Annotated in this window: 10 protein-coding genes; all 10 read left to right on the top strand. The window is 32.1% G+C overall.

The window, feature by feature from the left end; genetic code table 11:
* Entirely contained in the window at positions 1-252 is a 252-nt protein-coding gene (locus MR054_RS07870) for a hypothetical protein (protein WP_242157339.1), read from the top strand.
* 781 nt (positions 253-1033) lie between these two features.
* Positions 1034-2134, top strand: coding sequence for an AAA family ATPase (locus tag MR054_RS07865; protein WP_242157338.1), 1101 nt, complete (start codon positions 1034-1036; stop codon positions 2132-2134).
* A 96-nt stretch (positions 2135-2230) separates the two neighbouring features.
* On the top strand, positions 2231-2875 hold the full coding sequence (locus MR054_RS07860; RefSeq protein WP_242157337.1) for an NUMOD1 domain-containing DNA-binding protein: 645 nt from the start codon (positions 2231-2233) through the stop codon (positions 2873-2875).
* 271 nt (positions 2876-3146) lie between these two features.
* The gene (locus tag MR054_RS07855) at positions 3147-3869 is read left to right on the top strand and encodes a DUF6577 family protein (protein ID WP_242157335.1); all 723 of its coding nucleotides are present in this window, start codon (positions 3147-3149) and stop codon (positions 3867-3869) included.
* A 2-nt stretch (positions 3870-3871) separates the two neighbouring features.
* Positions 3872-5890 carry a methylation-associated defense system DNA methyltransferase MAD2 gene (mads2, locus tag MR054_RS07850; protein WP_242157333.1) on the top strand — a complete coding sequence of 673 codons (2019 nt, stop codon included), beginning with the start codon at positions 3872-3874 and terminating at the stop codon, positions 5888-5890.
* Positions 5880-7286 carry a restriction endonuclease subunit S domain-containing protein gene (locus MR054_RS07845; RefSeq protein ID WP_242157331.1) on the top strand — a complete coding sequence of 469 codons (1407 nt, stop codon included), beginning with the start codon at positions 5880-5882 and terminating at the stop codon, positions 7284-7286. The genes mads2 and MR054_RS07845 overlap by 11 nt, the downstream gene beginning before the upstream one ends.
* The gene (gene mads6 / locus MR054_RS07840; RefSeq protein ID WP_242157329.1) at positions 7274-11746 is read left to right on the top strand and encodes a methylation-associated defense system protein kinase MAD6; all 4473 of its coding nucleotides are present in this window, start codon (positions 7274-7276) and stop codon (positions 11744-11746) included. The genes MR054_RS07845 and mads6 overlap by 13 nt, the downstream gene beginning before the upstream one ends.
* A gap of 1 nt (position 11747) precedes the next feature.
* Entirely contained in the window at positions 11748-13316 is a 1569-nt protein-coding gene (gene mads7 / locus MR054_RS07835; protein ID WP_242157327.1) for a methylation-associated defense system protein MAD7, read from the top strand.
* On the top strand, positions 13313-18685 hold the full coding sequence (mads8, locus tag MR054_RS07830; protein WP_242157325.1) for a methylation-associated defense system ATP-binding protein MAD8: 5373 nt from the start codon (positions 13313-13315) through the stop codon (positions 18683-18685). The genes mads7 and mads8 overlap by 4 nt, the downstream gene beginning before the upstream one ends.
* On the top strand, positions 18682-19389 hold the full coding sequence (locus tag MR054_RS07825; RefSeq protein WP_242157324.1) for a PP2C family protein-serine/threonine phosphatase: 708 nt from the start codon (positions 18682-18684) through the stop codon (positions 19387-19389). The genes mads8 and MR054_RS07825 overlap by 4 nt, the downstream gene beginning before the upstream one ends.
* Positions 19390-19451: the final 62 nt, after the last annotated feature.

Raw genomic sequence — 19451 nt, 5'->3', positions numbered from 1 at the left:
ATGAATAAGAGGGAGTTGCGGGAATTGCTTAAATACTGCAATCCTAGGGAGCTATATATTATAGCATGGAACAATTTGCTAAAGCGTTTGTTCTGTCCTTTTAGGGTAGCTGTAATTGATGATATCGGTCAATTAAAGAAGGGCGAAATAGTAATGATTGATGAAATCAAGGTTACAATGGATTTAAAGACCGTGTATTTGATAAAGGGTTCATATTATTACTATCACCACTTTGATATTCTGATAGACTAAATCGGAGCATTATGCTGTATTTTCCATGCCTGCCTAGGTATGTTTTGAGACGGTTTTGGCTCTTAAAAACTAAAAACCACTGAAAATGATTTTGCACGATAAAAGGGGGCGAATAGCCTCCTTAAATTTTTAGCAACAAAGGTTTCTCTGAAACTCTTCCAAATATAATTTTTAGTAGTAATATATTATTATATAAAAATATATATAAATATATATACAAAAAGATACTATTTCTTTCTTTGCTCCATTTTCTTTGTTGGTTAAAAATCACACCTTTTATTTTTTATAAAACTGACTTCGATACAATCCTGTGTCCAACCTCAAATGCTAACATCCAATTTAAGGCCATTTTTAGCGCTTTTAAGCGACTTTTATGATTTCAGAGGGTTAATACCTATTAAGCATTCAGAAAAGATCTTAGAAATGTTAAAAATGTTAAAATATTGCGAATAATACAAAGAAATAATAAAATATAGATTTTTGATTATAAAAAATTCAATAAAAATGACATTATATTAAAAATAATACATAAAAAACTTGGAAAATTCAATTATTTTTTGTATATTTGTATTTGATATTTGGGTCAGAATGACCATGAAGAGAGAAGATGAAAAGCCCAAAAAGACAAATATTTCAATGTTATTTGGACATTTATTTTCTTCATTAGATTCTGAATAACTATTCCCAAAAGATTTAATGGAATTTTACAGTGTAATAGTTGCTGTAATATAACCTGATTACCCTGATTATACTGATTTTGGGTATTCATAAATGATTTTTAATGTTAAAGAATAATGATGAAGAAAAAATCAAGGTAAAAAAGTTAATTGATTTAATAAAAGAAGTAGAATTAGAGCCCGAGCCAAAATTTATATGGAATGGTATTATTGAAGGCTCTCATGGATTAATAGTAGGACAACCCAAAACAGGAAAAACCACTTTTGCTGAAAACTTAGCCATATCATTAAGTGTAGGCAGAAAGGAGTTTTTTGGGTTTAAATTAGATGGGCAACCTAAAAAGGTGTTATTCATCAATTTGGAGGAATCCTATAAGGTATTTGCCAGAAGAAATAAAAGGCAAATTGAAATACTAAATGACAAGGAACTGAAGTTATTTGAACAAAATTTTCAAACCACCCCTAAAGATTTCCTGGAATTTATAAATGATGACAAGGATTGGAAGCAATTACACAATTATATTGCAGCTTCTGATGCTGAAATCGTGTTTTTAGATAGTTTGACCAATATGTTTTCTGGAGTCATTGAGAGAAGTGATGACGGTAGATTATTTATAGAGAAGTTTTCAATGTATTTAAAATCATTGAACAAGACTTTTATAGTACTTCATCATAACACTAAGGGGAATGAACGCCCTCCTGAGCAGACCAATGTAGCTGGGAGTAGGGTCATTCTACAATATTTTGAATTTATATATGCCTTAGCAGAGATTCCAACAGAAAGTGGCGGACATTATTTTTGTGATATACAAAACAAGTATGCTCAAAAGGATACAACCTTAGCCCATTTGTATAGACTAGGGGAAGATTATTGGTTTGAAAATATCGGTAGGGCTAATAAATATAAACTCTATAAAGAAGGTAAATCCTCTAATACGGATGGTAGATTTAATGAAGATAATGAAAACTTGATCTATGATTATATGCTTAATCAATATAATCAGGGTAATCAGACTATTTCTACGTCTACAATGATGTCTGATTTAGTCTACTCTGATTTAGGGGTTATGTCACATGATACATTGCACAAAGCCAAAAACAAGCTGATAGCTAAAAGTAAGATAGAAAGAGTGAGCAGGGGAGTCTTTAAAATTATACAATCCGACGGTGATGAGCAATATAAAGAGGGGTTATTTGATATATGAATAACATAATTAACATCTTAATCAGATTAGTCAGGGTAATCAGGCTAAATACACCCCTTGCAAAAAGGTCTGATTAAGTAGTAATTTAATCGAAAAATGATAGGAATAATATATAAAGCTCAAAATGAGCAAACAGGAGAGATTTATATCGGTGCGACAACAAACAGCTTGTATCAAAGAAAATTAGATCAATGTGAGAGAGCCAAAAGAGGAGTGAAGGGAAAGTTCCATGAAGCAATCAGCACTTATGGTACAGATGCTTTTTCATGGGAACAAATTGATTCTGCTTCAAGTATTGGTGAACTAGCGCAAAAGGAGAAGGCTTTTATATTAAAATATAATTCTAAAGAAGAAGGGTATAACCAAGACAATGGAGGTTCTGGTATAAAAAGAACAGTTTACAAATATGATATAGCTAATGGTTTGCTTATTGAAAAGTATGAATGCTTGGAAAAAGCTGCTAAATCGGTCAGTTCATCTAAACAGCATATTAGTAGGGCTTGTTTAAGTGTGAATAATATTTATAAGGGATTTTATTGGAGTTATAATTATCCATTTGAGCCCAATGAGGATGCTAGAAAGAGAAAAGTAATCTATTATAACTTTAAAGATGAAACAGCTCGGGAGTTTGATTCTGTTGCTGAGGCCTCAAGAAAAACAGGTGTTTCAAAGTCATGTATAGCTCGGTTTTGTAGAAAGGAACGAAATCCTCCAGAAGGGATATTATGGGAATATGAATAAAATTTTTCATCAAAAGGACATCAAAACGGTGCCCTTTTTTTATTTCTTATTGATAAGCTTTTGGTGACTAGGGAACACTGAGAATATGTTCATCCTTACTGAGGGAATAACTAATCTAGTTTACTTTTTGATAGAAGAACTATAATAAGGATAATAGATTGATAAGGGGCGTAATATTAGACTCTTTTTTGATCCCAAAAAAAGGCAGTTAAAAATAAAATTTGCCAAAGTTTTGAATACATAATAATGTTTAGTACCTTGTGGGGATATTATGACAAATTTAGAACTCGCCAATAAAATTAAGTCTAATTTTAGTGATTTAGATATTATCACTACTCATCAAATAGCGGGTTTGATCGCAAAATTTTTCCCTGATTTATCAGATAGTACAATATCCTGGAAGCTTAATCAACTCAAAAGCGATGGATTAATAAATCAAGTTGGACGTGGGTTGTATGATTTTAAATTCAAACCGAGCTATTCACCTAATTTCAGTCTTAAATCAAAAAGATTATATAATCGAATTAAGATTTTAACAAAAGATGAAATAAGTTTATGGGATACCCAGATGATAAATAAGATAATTGGTAAAACTATTGATCGATATTGGGTGTTTGTATCAACAGATAAGACTAATCTAGACCATTTATTTAATGAAACTGTTGACTTTAGTAGGCAAGTTTTTCTTCATCCTGATCAGGACATAATAAACCGCTATTTATTACCACAAAGGGAAGCTATTATCATGTCGCCTCTTGTGTCTGAAACACCTTTATTTTATGATGCTGATTATATAACACTCTCAATAGAAGGGCTTTTGGTAAATATATGGCTTAAATATCAAAATTATCTTGAACCAATTGGTTACGATTTAAACGAGATTTTTAATATGGCATTTAAAAAGTACAATATAAATATTAGCAAGCTTTTACGATATGCCGCAAGAAGAGATAAAAGAAATGAAATAAGTAATTATATAAAATCTATTAATTAGATATGACATCTACTGACATTAAGGAACAAAATATAGTTTTAGAAGACAATCAACTAATATGTATTCTCTCGAGTGAAATAAAAAGAATAAGTACTCAGGAATCAAATTTGCAATCTGCTATCCGTATGCTAAATGAAGAATATGGTTTCGAACTCAATGATATGGAACGAGATTACAAGATTGTATATATCGATCCAGATACAGGAAAAACTAAAAGGCAAAAAGTTGAATTGGTAATCTTCCAAAACGATAAACCACACGAGCAAGAGTATATAATTAGAATTTGTGTTGTTCACGATAACAAAGTAAAAGAGAAAGATACTAAAAAGGGATTGGTAGCTACTTTGGAGAATGCCATGGGGGCTGTTGAAAGCTGTGAATTTGGTCTTTGGACTAACGGAGTAAGCTACCATTTTCTGCAGAAGGAAGAAGATGCCTTTGGCATTGACTACACTTTTTCTGATCTGTCTGACTTTCCAGGGCAAGGAGAAACTTTGGAAGACATTGATCGAATAGATAGATCTTCCGGACGGGTGGCAGCTGGGGATTCACTGGTAAAGGTTTTTAAGCGTTCTCATGATTACATTTACGGAAATGAGGGCAGAAAGAAAGATGCATTCTGGCAGTTACTCAATCTTATTTTTTGTAAGATTTACGATGAGAAACGTCGATTTATCTGTGATCAATATGGTGAAACCTATCGTCGTAAATTCTGGGTTGGTGTCAAGGAGCAAAATACTGAACAAGGTAGAAAAGCAATTTCTGAACGCATAAAGGGGCTGTTTGAAGAGTTAAAATCAGATGAAATCTTTTCAGAGGTTTTTGAAGGGAATGAGGCTATTGGGCTAACAGATAAAGGGCTAGCATTTATTGCGGGCGAGTTAGCCAAGTATTCTTTTTTGGACGCCTCTGTAGATGTTAAAGGCTTAGCTTATGAGACCATTGTTAGCAATACACTAAAACAAGAAGCAGGTCAATTTTTTACTCCAAGAAATATAGTAAAAGCCATGGTAGATATACTTGCTCCAACTGAAAATGATCGAGTATTGGATCCAGCTTGTGGTTCTGGTGGATTCCTTGTAATGGTTCTGGATCATGTACGAAGAGAAGTTGCAAGTGAACTGTTTCCTGATTTAGAAGGGCCTCTGTTAGAACAAAAATATAATTCCTTGGAGGTAAACGAAAGAGTCAAAAAATATGCTGAAAATAGCATTTTTGGTTTTGACTTTGATCCAGATTTAAAAAAGGCCGCTCGTATGAATATGGTTATGGCTGGTGATGGTCATGCGAATATTTTTCATGTGAACTCATTAGCTTACCCTAACTGGGAGCATCCAGAAGAAATTAAAAAGATTAATGAGTCTATAAATAGGAGTCTCTCCCAAATGGGTGACATTGATAACGACTATATGAAGGATGCCCGAGGTAAATTTGATTTACTATTTACAAATCCTCCTTTTGGTGCTAAAGTAAAAGTAGAGAAGGAAATTGCCAGTCAATATTTTTTATCAAAATACAGTGACGCGCCTGAAGTCCTATTTATTGAGGCCTGTTATAATTACTTAAAGGAAGGTGGTAGAATGGCAATAGTGTTACCGGATAGTATTTTGGGTAATCCAAATGCTTTTGAGGTAAGAGAATGGATTTTTAACCAATTCAAGATTTTAGCGTCCATTGATTTGGCCGTTGAGGCATTTTTACCTCAGGTTGGTGTACAAGCATCTTTATTGTTCTTACAAAAGAAGACTGAAAATGAAAGACAACTGGCTCAAGATGTAGCAGAAAACTACGAGGTATTTATGGCCATTGCTGAAAAACTTGGTAAAGATAGAAGGGGAAATCCTATTTACAAAAAGGATGAAAATGGATTAGAAATGCTATTTGATGTTGAGACTATATATTTAGTTAAAAAAAATAAAGGTCAATCTGAGCTAAGAGCCAGGTCTCAGAAATCAAAACTTATTGATGATGATTTACCAAATATTGTAATAGAGTATTTAAAAATGAATAATGAAATTTAGACCTGTTCAATATAAATTTATCCGCCAAGAAAATAGACTCAAAAGCAGTTTTTTTCTTTTAGAAGGGGCTGTAAATGAAGAGTTAATCAAAGCCAAACCACATGATCATTTAATTGATTTGCTTGACTATTGTTCGAATATTGGAGGTGTAAATAAACGAATATATGTAAAAAAGCCAAATGGATTGAAGTTTATGTCCATGACTGATATGATGAACTATAATTCATCAGAAAGCTGTAAAAATGTTTCTGCAACAATAGGAATCAACACATTAAAGCACAAATTTAAAAGAGGAATGATCTTGGCTTCGGTAGTTGGGGGAATTGGAGACGTTGCCATGGTAGACAAATGGAGTCAAGATGCAGTTACAGGTAATAACATCATAAAACTATATTCGCAAAAAGAAGAAATTAACTCATTGTTATATGCGTATTTAAAATCCACATATGGCAACTCTATTATTTTAAAGCTTGGCGGAGGAGCAGTACAATCTTATATTGATCCAGAGTTATTTAAAAAAATTCCTATTCCAAAATTCAAAGAAGATTTTATATTTAAGATCAACGATCTTATCCAACAATCGTTAATCTGCAGGGAAAGTTCAATTGAAGAGTTAATTAATACCCAAAAATTATTAAACGATCATTTACAAATAAAAAATTTCACCTATGAAGACTTTGAATATTATGGGCCTCGGACATATTCAAGAAAAGTAAGAGTATTTAAAATTAACATTCAAAATTTTAATCTTAATTCCTTTAAAGCATTTAATTATTCTGAAACTCTTGCTAAAAGAGTTTCTGACCTAAAAGAGAAGCACAAGGTGCTTCCATTAATTGATGTCATTGATACCAAAGGGTTATATCATTCTTCTGCATTTAAAAGGGTGGAAGTATCGTCCGGCCATGGTGTAGAATTAATAAATCAAAAACAAATATTTAACAATATAATTAAAGGGAAATATGTTTCTAAACTTTATCCTAAAAAGAGTGACTATGCCGTTACAAATGAAATTCTAATTTCAGGGGTGGGGAGTATGGGAGAAGGTGATGCATATTGCAGAGCCGTTTTAGTAGAAAATTTCTTGAGGAGTAAGTTATTAGTTGGGGAGTTCATAAGAATGAAAGCAAAAGATATACCAACAGGATATTTATACGCTTGGCTTTCTTCCCCCCTTGCATACAGATTAATAAGAAGTTATTCGTGCGGAGCCACCTTATGCAGACCAATTCCTTATTTCTTGGAAAGACTCCCAATTCCTATTTTGGATAAAGTCTTAATGGATAATATTAATGACAGAATAATAAATATCCATAATCAGAAGTCTAGATCTGTAGATTTGGAACAACAAGCAATCGACTTAATAGAAAAAGAAATTGAATCATGGCAAAAATAGTTAAACCACCCTATTTTGAATCGGTTGTGAATGCCGGAGAAAAGCGTCTTTTAGATTTTCTGGAAGTTAACTTACCGGACACCTATTATCTCATTCCAAATGTTGAGATTGCCTCGACTAATCCTCGGAATAACCGTACTCAATATTGGGAATATGATCTAATTGTAATAGCACCTCATGCGGTATTTAATATTGAGAATAAAGATTGGAAAGGACGTGTTGAAGGTGATGATAATTACTGGTATGTTAATGATCGTCAAAAACAAAACCCTCTAAAAACCTGTAGACAAAAAACTGCCATATTGGCTTCTAAATTAAAAGAGCAAGATATTTCATGGCGTAAGGCATGGATACAGACTATGGTTACTCTTTCTTTTCCAAACAGTCATGAACCGGAATTTTATGATGAGGCTGCAAAACTTACGTTTCAACTTAATATTGACTTGATAGACTTTCTTACTGACTCCTATAATGTTGGTAAAACAGCAAATGATATTTCAAGTATTCAAAGACCAATCGTTGAGTTTATTTCAGGTCAGCAAAGCAAGAAGTCACCTGAACAAAAGCGAGAGGTAGAAGGATATGAAATACTTGAAATCCTTCAACAAGAGCCAAATTTTACTGAATATTTAGTAAAACCAAAAGGAGTTACTTCTTCCATACGTAAGAGGGTTAAGGAATATTCGCTTCAAGTTACTGGACTTTCTCCGGATGAATTATCTAAGCGTGAGGAATCCATTAAAAATCAATATAAGGCGCTAAATAAAATTAAAGCAAAACCTTTCATTTTGAATGTGGAGTTTAAAATAGATGAGGAAAACCATCTTTTTTATGAAATATCTGATTTTCTGGATGAAAATTCACTGAGGGCGGAAGCGAGATCTAAGACCTTTACCTTTCAAGAAAAGATAGGGATCATTAATAATCTAGTTGCAGCTATTAAGGAGGCTCATAAAGAGAATGTTTATCATCGGGATATCAACCCAGATAATGTTTATTTAAGTAGCGGTTATGCCTATTTAGGCAATTTTGGCAAATCCTATTTCACAGATCATAATGAACAGGGATATACAGTCATGCCTACTATAAATGATCAGAATGCAACTGCATATCATCCTATGGATTTGATTTATAAAGATGCTTCAAGATCTTCTGATATCTATTCTTTAGGTGTTTTAGTTTATTGGTTATTCACGGGCTCGGAACCTTTTAAGACTCCCTTTGAACTTGACAAACTAGGAGGTTCGTTGCCTAATGATAAGCTCCCAACTTCAGTTAACAAGAACTTACCTAAATGGATTGATGATATATGCCTTAAAACAATACTTATTGACGATGCTGAAAGGCTTGATAATATAGAGGAATTTGAACAAATTATTGATCAAGCATTAAATACTGCAACAACTGACGCCGAAAAGTCAACAACTGAAACAAAAAGGTTGGATCGCATTGATACTTATGAACTCAAGGAAGGAGATCAAATTGCAGGATATACCATTCATCAGGTGCTAGGAAGAGGTGGATATTCAAGAGTTTTTAAGGTAAAACATGATCTTCAGGGAAGGGTCTTTACTTTAAAACTTTTTCATGAAAGTGTAAATATTCGCTCTGTTACCGATGAATATAATGCTTTAAAGAATTTAGACCACCCAAACATTGTAAAATTCATTTGGAATGGAACTGACTCAGCTTCAGGACAGTTTTATACCATCATGGAATATCTTGATGGAGAAAATCTGAGTACTTATACTAGAACGGATGCCAAACTACCGACGCATAGGATTTATGAGGTAGGAAAAGATATTTTAAGTGCATTGGTTTCAATGCAGGAGCTACCTCAAAAAGTTCTGCATAGAGATGTAAAACCACAGAATATTATTTGGGATAATCAAGAGAGATTTGTTCTTATAGATTTTAATGTGGCGTCATACGCAGATGATAATCAAGAATTTGTTGGTACCAATCCTTACCTGGCCCCAGATTTAATAGATGGCCATAATGTAAATTGGGATACTTCGGCAGATACATTTTCTTTGGGTATCACTTTGTATGAATTGGCATGTAAACAATATCCATGGGCGCCAGCTAAAGTTCCCTATCACAGTAAAAAGCCTAATATTCCGAAAAAATTAAATCCTGATCTATCTCACGCATTCTCAGAGTTTTTATTAAAGGCTATAACGACTGATGCTAATTTAAGATTTAAAAATGCTAAGGAAATGCTTGAGGCTCTTATTGAGATTGGTCCAGATGGGCTTAATGAAGAAAAGTTGAAGAAAATTGAGGTTGTAGAAAATGAATCACAGTTATATCACGTAGAGTTAAACATATTTCAACCAGGTGTTAAGATTAAGTTGTATGATAAAATGGTAATCTATCAAGATTTTGAAAACAATGTTTTAAACTCTATTGATCGTTTCAATAGTAAATTAGCTTCTTATAAACATAGTTTATCTCTTAAAGACCCTATTTCTGTTCAATTAAAGATGGACAGTAACACAATTTTTAAAGAACAATTCTGGAAAGGAGGGGCGCGCAATTTTAATGATGGTAACATTAAGCGTTTACACGAATCACTTGTAGAGGTATTTGGGAAACATAAGGATAATCTTCAAGCATATAAAATTGATATTGAAGGCCTTGATTTTATTGAATATTTAAACTCACTATATAGCCAGTCTAAAAGTGGAAATTTTGGAACTAGAGCAAGTCAATCTATGTCAAAATTTGATAATTTAACTTATACACCCTCTAAGTTAGATCTAAAATTACTTCCTGACATACTGGATGGGCGATACAAATTATTAATTATAACAGGTAACGCTGGTGATGGTAAAACTGCTTTTTTAAAACGTATAGAACATGATAATGCAATTCGTAATCTCGTCCGGTTAGAACATAACAATGGAGCGCAATTCGAAATAAATAGCACCGTTTATCAAAGTAACTACGATGGTTCACAGGATGAACAAGAAAAAGCTAACGATGATGTTTTAGAGTCCTTTTTTAAGCCATTTGAAAACTTAACAAATTACAATGATGCAAGTGAGGGAAGGATTATTGCCATAAATGAAGGTAGATTGGTTGAGTTTCTTAAATCTTCCACTAAACACCAAGAGTTAAATGATATAATAGATAGCTATTTTTATAACGAAGGCCATAAATCTCTGCCTCCTGGATTAATGGTGATTAATTTAAATTTAAGAAGTATAACAGCATCTAAACCTAATGAGCCAAGCTTATTTAGACAACAGGTCAAAGCACTCACTAGGAGTGAACTGTGGTCTAAGTGCGATGGCTGTTCTCTTGCAAATCAGTGCTTTATTAAATATAACGTTGATTCTCTTTCTGACCCAGCCGTTGGACAGGAAGTAATTAGTAGGATGGAATGGCTATTAAAAATTGCAAACTACAAAAGAGAACTGCACATAACTATGCGAGATCTAAGATCTATGATTGCATTTATGTTAACCCGAGACTATGAATGCTCGGAAGTAGATGACCTGTATAGAAATGCCATCAATAATCCTGAAGAATATTGGGATAAATACTATTTTAATCTTGTCAATTCTCAAGTTAATGATTCAGGTAATCAAGACAGGTTAATAAAATTACTTAGGGATACGGATATCGGTGAAGTAGCATTACCTGATTATGATAGAGATTTATTTTTTGGGATACACAGGTCAAAAAATTATCTCGAATTCTCTAAAAGAGAAATTAATTTGTTAGAAACATTTAATAATCATAAGATATCTGTACCTGCACACGAGCAAAATGAAAACCTGTTAGAAAGAATTCAAACTATCCACAAGATATTTGTCCGCCACCAATATTTTGAAGGCAAGGCGGAATTACTGGATGTTGATAATGGGGCTAGTTCAAAATCTGCAGAGAATCAAGCTCTAAAATTTCCATCCTACCTATTAAGGTTACCGTACCACTCTATTTTTAAGTTTAATTACCTGTTAAATGTCGGGGATAAAGATGGTCAAACAAAAATGAGTATTTCAAGGGCGATCTCATTAAATGAAGGCTGTGATAATAGCTCTATTGATAAAGACTATCTGGTATTAGCATCGACAGAGATTAATGACCCTTTTAGTAAATCTTTTAGATTATTCAATTTAGAAGATTTTGAACTATTTGTAAACAGCACTGATCATCTCGTGAAATACCTAGAGTATGAACCAGACAGTCTCATTTTTAGACACAAAAGTGAAACACATATTGAATTAGTAATATCATTAGATTTATACGAAATGCTATACTTCATTCAAAGGGGATTTAGTCCTTCATTAAATGATTTAAGGGGAAGATTCATTGAATTAATCATATTCAAAAACTTACTCGAGAACTTGGTATATAATGAAGTGATTGTCACAAAAGATAATAGAGAATTTTTCAAGATTAGTAAAAGTCAGGACAGAAAGTTACTGTTACAACCAATGAATATTTAATATGGCTATAAAATTAAATAAGGACGAAAGTTTATTTCGAAATGAGCTCATTTTTACTGTAGACGCGAAGGCAATAAACATCGATAATACTCTAGTAAATTTATTTATGCTTTTAAGGCATAATGGTATTAGGCCAAGACAGCGAGCAAGAGCGGGTAGCAAGACCTTTATTGAACTTAACAATTTAAAAGAAGTGTTTTCTCAATTAGAAAATGAAGGTGAGGTTTCTGGATTTTCTGATTATCCTGAAGCTACTGAACTTTGGTTGAGAAGCAACCTGGTTAATATGGTATATAGAGGAAAAATCGATAAAGAAAAAATTTCCTCTTTAAGACCGATTCACCTGGAATCTTATAGAGTGAGGAATTCTCCAAACACAAGAGATTATAACACTGCAGATCAAGTTTATTTAATGCTCGGAACTAATCCTCAAGTAAAGGAGGATTTAAAAAGCTTTTTAATGGAAGGTTGGGATCCAATTACAGATAAGATTGATATTGGTAAGGTCTTAGATGTTGACAGCTTAGGCTTATTACATTTAATAAAAAACATTAAACCAGGATTTCTGGACACTAATTCTACATTAAATCAGATCCGTCCATTACTCTTGGAACAATCAAAGTTGTATTGTGATGATGTTAGAAGACTTCTAGTATATAAGCGGTTAATGCCAAGGAATGTTTTAATTGATTATTTAAAGACAGTCACTTCATTCCATTTGTCAATTTATTCACAGAAGGTAATTCATCTTTTACCAAAAATGGTGGAACAAGGAACTATTGATGTTAAGGATAACTGGAATATTGTTATTGATGTCACCGATGATTTCGAAAGTAATATCTCTAAAATCGCTATTTCTGATACCGAGTATTTATTCAATGGCATGTACGAGTATATAAAATGCACTTATATGATTAATGCGGCATTGAGGAGATTAAAATTAGATAAGAATAACTCTAATAATCTTAGTCGAGCACTTCAAGCCCTTAAAAATAAAACCACTGAGTTTGAAATATATTTTGAATTACAATGGGACAATCTTTACAATTCTCTAATAAATGAAGACAAACTACTTGTAGATGATATAATGAAGTATGAAGACACATATTTTAATCGATATATAGAATTAATTTTAAAGGTAAGAGGGGCTTATAATTATAGATTTCACGTTCAACTTATTGACAATCTATCTCAAAAAAATAATGACAGAGGATTTTTGGCTCAAGGTAGAAGTAAAAAACATCCTAGACGTTTTGTATTAGGCACTCGATTACTTGAAACACTTGTTCAAATATTAGTCTTAAAGTCTGATGGAGATAAATTCACTACACAATCACTTTCTATAGAAGAATTAATGAATATTCTTAAAACAAGATATGGACTTATTATAAACGGACTTGAGGAGGAAAGGTTTAAAAATGCTGATTTAATCACACATATAGCGTATCGGGAAAACGTAGAAGCATTTAAACAAAAGTTAAGGCAAATTGGTTTTTACAATGACTTGAGCGACGCATATATATTACAAAGAATTAGACCGCGCTACGAACTTAAATCTGAATTAAAATGATTAATTCTATTGACAAATATTACAAAGAAATAATAGAAATTATTTTAGAGTTATATGCCAAGGATCTTGAAAAAAATATTCCAGGTCATTGCATGAAAATTAGTGGTCTTGGACTAAAAGAGTCCTGTCTTCTTTGGGAACTTATTAATGAAAAGCATGACAATGTTGACACTTTTGTAATCTCTGAAAAAGAGTCTGACCATGAAATGTTTATTTCTGCAACCAAATTAATAGAATATAGAAATAATCAAACTAATCCTTTGCTTGTTATTATTCCCTCTAATAGTAGAACAGCAGCAGAAGACTCTTATGGAAATGCTACGTTTAAAGAAATTTCATTAAAAGGAGTTGAAAACCAATTAAAAAGAAAATTAATTAAAAAGATTCCAATAGAATACAAATCACATATAGAGAATGATATTATTAAATATTTGGATTTTGGCGATGACAAGACCACAGATATTATTTATTATCTATTGGAATTAGAAAATCAAGGATATACTAAGAATAATATTGGTAACCTATTAGGAGTATTAGGTCTTATTCCTGATAAAAATTTATTGTTAGAGAAAGAAAAAATAAGATCTAGATTAAATTTCAATAATGAATGTATAAAGTTACTTACCGAATTCAATAGGCCTTTATATGATAGAATTTCAGATCTACCTTTAAAAACTAATTCGATTCAGAAGCAGATAATTCAATTTTTAAAAGATGAGAATAATGTTCGAAATGAAAAAGAAATATGTGATTTAATTTTGAGAAAATACCCCAGTTTGAATTTTGCTAATTGGGATATTCCAGATTTAGATTTTGAACATGTGAAGCTTATTGTGGAAGATATTAAATCTAAAAACTTAAAAATAGAAGCAGGAAGAAGAATTTTGGAATCTCCAACGGGATCAACTTCAAAGTTGAAAATCAGATTTAGTACACAGCCGCCTGCAAAAGATATTATTGATTTAAAATATTTCAGAGTGGTATTAATGGCGGTAGATGGAGAGTCAGGTGAAGAAATTTCTGATTTAAGAAAAGCCAAAAATTCATATTCAAATAGACCTTACAGAGAGGTAACTGTTGAGCTCAATTCAAGTATGATTGATGAAGGCTCGTATTTTCTTAAAGTTGTAGCAGAGGATGAGCACGGTAACACTTTAAACTATGATGATGATTTTAAAGAACATAAAATCCATCAGGAATATTTAAAAATCAAGGCTGAAAATGAAGAAACCCAGAAGTCAGACTTTCCATATAAACTCACTTGTGATTCTGATGACTTTGATTTTATAGTGGAGGATGAAATAGACGTTGAAGACAATCAGAAAAAAGACAAACTTCACAATGTATTACAAGCCTATTTTAAATATAGAATAGATCTTTTTAAAAACGGTGAGGACCAGAATATTCCTGAACCTGTTCAGAATTCTAACCACTGGTTACAGAACAAGTCAAGACATAATGCCGTCTTTTATATTAGTTATTCTAACAAACATAATTATCAAATTAATGTTTCGGAAAAACTTAAAATTATTGAGGAGGTGTTTCTTAATCACGATGAGCAATTTGGATATATAACAGCTAGATTACATCCTAACACCTTAGCTCAAGGATATGATTACATTGAGTTTGTTGATAGTGATATTAATAATATCGTGCCGGTAGAGCTCAGGAAGGCGCGTTCAAAGTTGTTTAGGAGAATCAAAAATTCGAATGATAAAAACACTGGAATTTTTGAATCATGTGACCTATTTAATTGTAAGAAAGAGCTTGAAGATTATCTCTTTATTTTTAGGGATTGGATAAGTAAACTAGATGAAGAAGTTAATAATCCAAATTTATCTGATGAAGGTAAAGTCGAAAGCAGTAAGGTTTTAATAGAGTTCCAATTATTAGATTTAACCAAGATCAGAGTTAAGCTTCCTAATGGAGAATTTTCAGAATCTCTATTAATGTCTCCTTTACACCCATTAAGACTGTCGTGGCATTTGAATTTAATGGAACTTTTTGATAATTGGGAAATAAAAACTTTAGAGAATCCAAACTATGTTAAAACTTGGTCTAACAATCTTGACAAATTATTTGATGGAGATATTACAGTAACAAATAATCCATTAGTATTTGTGGATTCAAAAAATATTCGTGGGTTTAGCTATGCTGGTGAGTTGTCATTCGGATGGGGCCTTTATCTAGATGTGATTCAAGATGAGCATAAGGCAGGGATGACATCACTATCACGACAAATGAAATATTACCTCCGTGAACAGTTTAATATTGCTAAAAGCAATTATGTTGATTCTGAGGTCAATCAAAAATTGGTTTTAAAACATATTCAAAATTATCTTTTGCAGCATCCATATGCTGATAAACTTATAATCAATTTATTTAATGCTGGTGATACAGATATTTTTGCTAATACATTAATTGAACTTGAAAAAGATAAAATTTTTACTAAGGTAAAATATGAAATTAGGCTTTTTAAGGGAGAAGAAAACATTGTTGACCATGGTAAATCATTGAAAGAATTAATCAATCCAGAAAGTACCGTATCAGAAGAAGCCGAGGCATTTTCACAGCCATCTAGAAACAGGTTATTTCCAAAATTAAGATTTTCAATTAATTCTATATCTGATTACTTAAAAACCCCCTCTAGGTTTACCTCACATTTATCGTTTTTAATTAGTCCCTTTCCTATAACAATTGAGCTTATAAAACCTATTAATAGGTTCAAAAACTTCTACCTTAATGGTGTTATTGTAGATTCGAATATCTCTACAACTGAGGATTCTAAGCATATAAAATGGAATCGGTACGTTACTACTAATAAGCTACAAGTAAAGTATGGTTCTACAGGGCAATATTCGATCGATTTATTCAATTTTATGCAATCATTTATTGCTGGATCATTGGCATCAAAACCCACGAACTCAATTCCTTCGACACAACTCAGACTTAGTGAAAAAGATAAAGTATTGCTAAGTCACTTACATGATAATTCTGATTGGGTCATAACATTCGATAAAAATTTAGGACCACAGATATTTGATCAACCCTCTCGAGATGGTCGCGTACCTTTTTTGTTGGATTACATCCCAGGAGAAGAAGTATCAGGTATTTCATCTTACCTTACAACTAGACCAACATCTGAAATAATTGGCTTGTTAGGACCTCATTTTGAAGAGTTCGATCTTGACGTACATAGTGATAAGGATAAAGAACGTATAAAAATACTTCTTGAAGATTTAAGGGCAGTAAGTAGTTCATTGGTTTTACAGTTAAATTCTTCTAAAAATAAAGCGTTTGAAGTAATTGGCTCGGCATTTACAAAGCGTGTATTAGAGAAAAAGGAATTTCTGAATGATTCATTTTTATTACCAATAGATTTACATCGAAATCTATTTGAAAAACTACCTACAGAAAGTAAGAGCAGGGCGGATAATCTTTTATTAACAATTGATACGGAAAAAAGAGAGATTCTGATTACAGTAATTGAGATTAAGTGCAGAAAGTCGATAGGAAATACTGAGAAAATTGAATTGAAAGAGAAAATGGTAAGCCAAATTAGGAATACAATAACAGCATTGAGATCCCATTTTGATCCAGAATTTGAAATTGCATTTGATCGACTGGATAGAGAATTGAAAAATAAAGAATTTAAGTCCTTATTAACATTTTATATTGAACGTGCATATCGATATGAATATTTAGAAGAAAAAAATTATTTTGACTATTTAAAATTTCTTCAAACTTTAGATGATGGCTTTAGTTTAAAGTTTAAAAAGCTAGGATTAATATATGATTTTTCAGCTTCCAAAAAACATAGCAAAGAAGAATTGGATGATATTACATTTTTTACATTTGGAAAAGGATTAATTACAGAAATATTAGATCCGGATTCTGATCTAAACACACGACGTCTTGAAGATGGTATACTAAATAATGAATTAGAGGAGACCATTGGATATCGCAAAAAGCTTATTCCTATTCTGGAAAAAGTAAAGTCCCACATCATGCATGATGGGCAGAACACTCCGACAACATTAGACAGCTCCGAGTCTGACATTTCCTCGTCTATTCCAAAAGTGGAGAATGAAATTGATTTGGAACAAAAAATAGATTTAGATAATTCGAATGTAAATGCAGTTCAAGAATATACATTGCCAAAATTTGATATTTTAATTGGAAAGAGTGGACCAAGCGCACAATTTGGAATTTTAGGGGAAAGTAATCACGGTAAAAAAATTGCAATTGATATAAGCGGCACTAATACCATAAGTCTTTTTGGAGTGCAAGGTGGAGGAAAAAGTTATACTATTGGATCAATAACGGAAATGGTCTTAAAACAGTTTAGTTCCATTAACAAGTTGCCATCACCACTAGCGGGTGTAATATTTCATTACAGTGAAAGTATAGATTATGAACCTGAGTTTACCTCAATGATTTACCCAAATGATGAACAATCAGAACTTGCGAAATTAAAAGAAAGATATGGAGCAAATCCAGATCGTATTGAAGATATAATTATTCTTACTCCTAGAGATAAAATTGAGGAACGCCAAGAGGAGTTTCCATCCGTAACAGTTCTACCTATAGCATTTAACTCTCAAGAATTAAATATTCAAGATTGGATGTTTTTGCTTGGAGCTATTGGAAACGATTCTACCTACATTAAACAGCTCAAATCGATAATGAAGCAACATCGAAGAAACATAACAATAGATGCCATAACGCAAAGTGTAGAAGATTCGGAACTGCTTTCAAATTCACAAAAGGCTTTAGCTAGACAGAAGTTAAGTTTTGCCCGAGAGTATATTGATGATGATTATTTATTACGCGAAACCCTAAATCCCGGAAGACTTATTATAGTTGACCTAAGAGATGAGTTTATTGTAAAAGACGAGGCTCTTGGATTATTTGTGATTATGTTAAATATATTTTCATCTGTAAAAAAAATAGATAATAAACATTTTAATAAGTTCATTGTCTTTGATGAAGCGCATAAATATATGAATAATAAGGATCTAACTAACCATATAGTAACGGCTATACGTGAAATGAGACACAAAGGTGTAAGCATAATGATTGCCAGCCAAGACCCACCTAGTCTTCCTAACGAGATAATTGAATTAAGTTCAGTAGTACTTTTACATAAATTCAATAGTCCACAATGGCTTAAACATGTTCAGAAGTCCATTACGCAGTTATCTGCATTGACTTCAAATGACATGAGTACATTGACTCCAGGAGAAGGGTTTTTATGGTCTACAAAGGCAACAGAAAAAGGAATTACACATAGGCCAATTAAGATTTCAACTAGACCTCGTGTTACTAAACATGGTGGAGGTACAATACAAGCTACGGGCAACACATGAAATATTCAACTTTTTCACATAAAGGAAGTCGGAGTGTAAATGAGGACAAAATCCATATTGAAAGCTTAAAAAATTATTCTGAATTATTTTTAATAGCTGACGGAATGGGTGGGTATGAAGATGGCGAAAATGCGGCATCGATGATTGTGGAAAGTATATCTACTTATTTGAATACTTTAAAAGAAATTATACCTAAAGACATTCAAAAGGCCATTAATAAGGCTAATCTAGCTATTAGACAATATCAACAAATAGCGGGGTATAAATCAGGAGCAACATTGGCAGGTTCAATAGTAATGATTGATAAGATAATTTGCTTTTGGGTAGGAGATGTAAAAATATTTCATTTTAGAAATAACAAGTTAATAAAGGAATCTAAGCCTCATAGTTTAGTTAATGAATTAATCCAAATTAACTCTTATGTTGAACCAGAGAGAATCAAGAACATAAAACATGTAGTCACAAGATCAATTCAAGGAGATTTGAAAAAGTCTGAAATGGATTATTTCGAAGTTATTAATCCAGAAAAAGATGATGTTTTGATAATTTGTTCTGACGGAGTTCATGATAAATTAAATGGATTGCAGATTGAGAGAATGTTATCAAACTCTGATTTTATTGATAAAAATGTATTGGCAATAGAAGATGTATTGCATGATGTTGCAAAGGATAATTACTCACTTATAGCAATTACTAATTTTTGATAAAATTAAATAAGGATCTATTAAAAAAGAGATGCTATTCGGGCCCATATTTACAATGAAAT

Source organism: Aestuariivivens sediminis (genome assembly GCF_022662105.1).
Taxonomy (GTDB): domain Bacteria; phylum Bacteroidota; class Bacteroidia; order Flavobacteriales; family Flavobacteriaceae; genus Aestuariivivens; species Aestuariivivens sediminis.
This window is presented reverse-complemented; position numbering and strand designations above follow the sequence as displayed.

Coding starts and splice junctions, on each gene's coding strand:
- MR054_RS07870 (WP_242157339.1), top strand. CDS start 1: ATGAATAAGAGGGAGTTGCGGGAATTGCTTAAATACTGCAATCCTAGG.
- MR054_RS07865 (WP_242157338.1), top strand. CDS start 1,034: ATGTTAAAGAATAATGATGAAGAAAAAATCAAGGTAAAAAAGTTAATT.
- MR054_RS07860 (WP_242157337.1), top strand. CDS start 2,231: ATGATAGGAATAATATATAAAGCTCAAAATGAGCAAACAGGAGAGATT.
- MR054_RS07855 (WP_242157335.1), top strand. CDS start 3,147: ATGACAAATTTAGAACTCGCCAATAAAATTAAGTCTAATTTTAGTGAT.
- mads2 (WP_242157333.1), top strand. CDS start 3,872: ATGACATCTACTGACATTAAGGAACAAAATATAGTTTTAGAAGACAAT.
- MR054_RS07845 (WP_242157331.1), top strand. CDS start 5,880: ATGAAATTTAGACCTGTTCAATATAAATTTATCCGCCAAGAAAATAGA.
- mads6 (WP_242157329.1), top strand. CDS start 7,274: ATGGCAAAAATAGTTAAACCACCCTATTTTGAATCGGTTGTGAATGCC.
- mads7 (WP_242157327.1), top strand. CDS start 11,748: ATGGCTATAAAATTAAATAAGGACGAAAGTTTATTTCGAAATGAGCTC.
- mads8 (WP_242157325.1), top strand. CDS start 13,313: ATGATTAATTCTATTGACAAATATTACAAAGAAATAATAGAAATTATT.
- MR054_RS07825 (WP_242157324.1), top strand. CDS start 18,682: ATGAAATATTCAACTTTTTCACATAAAGGAAGTCGGAGTGTAAATGAG.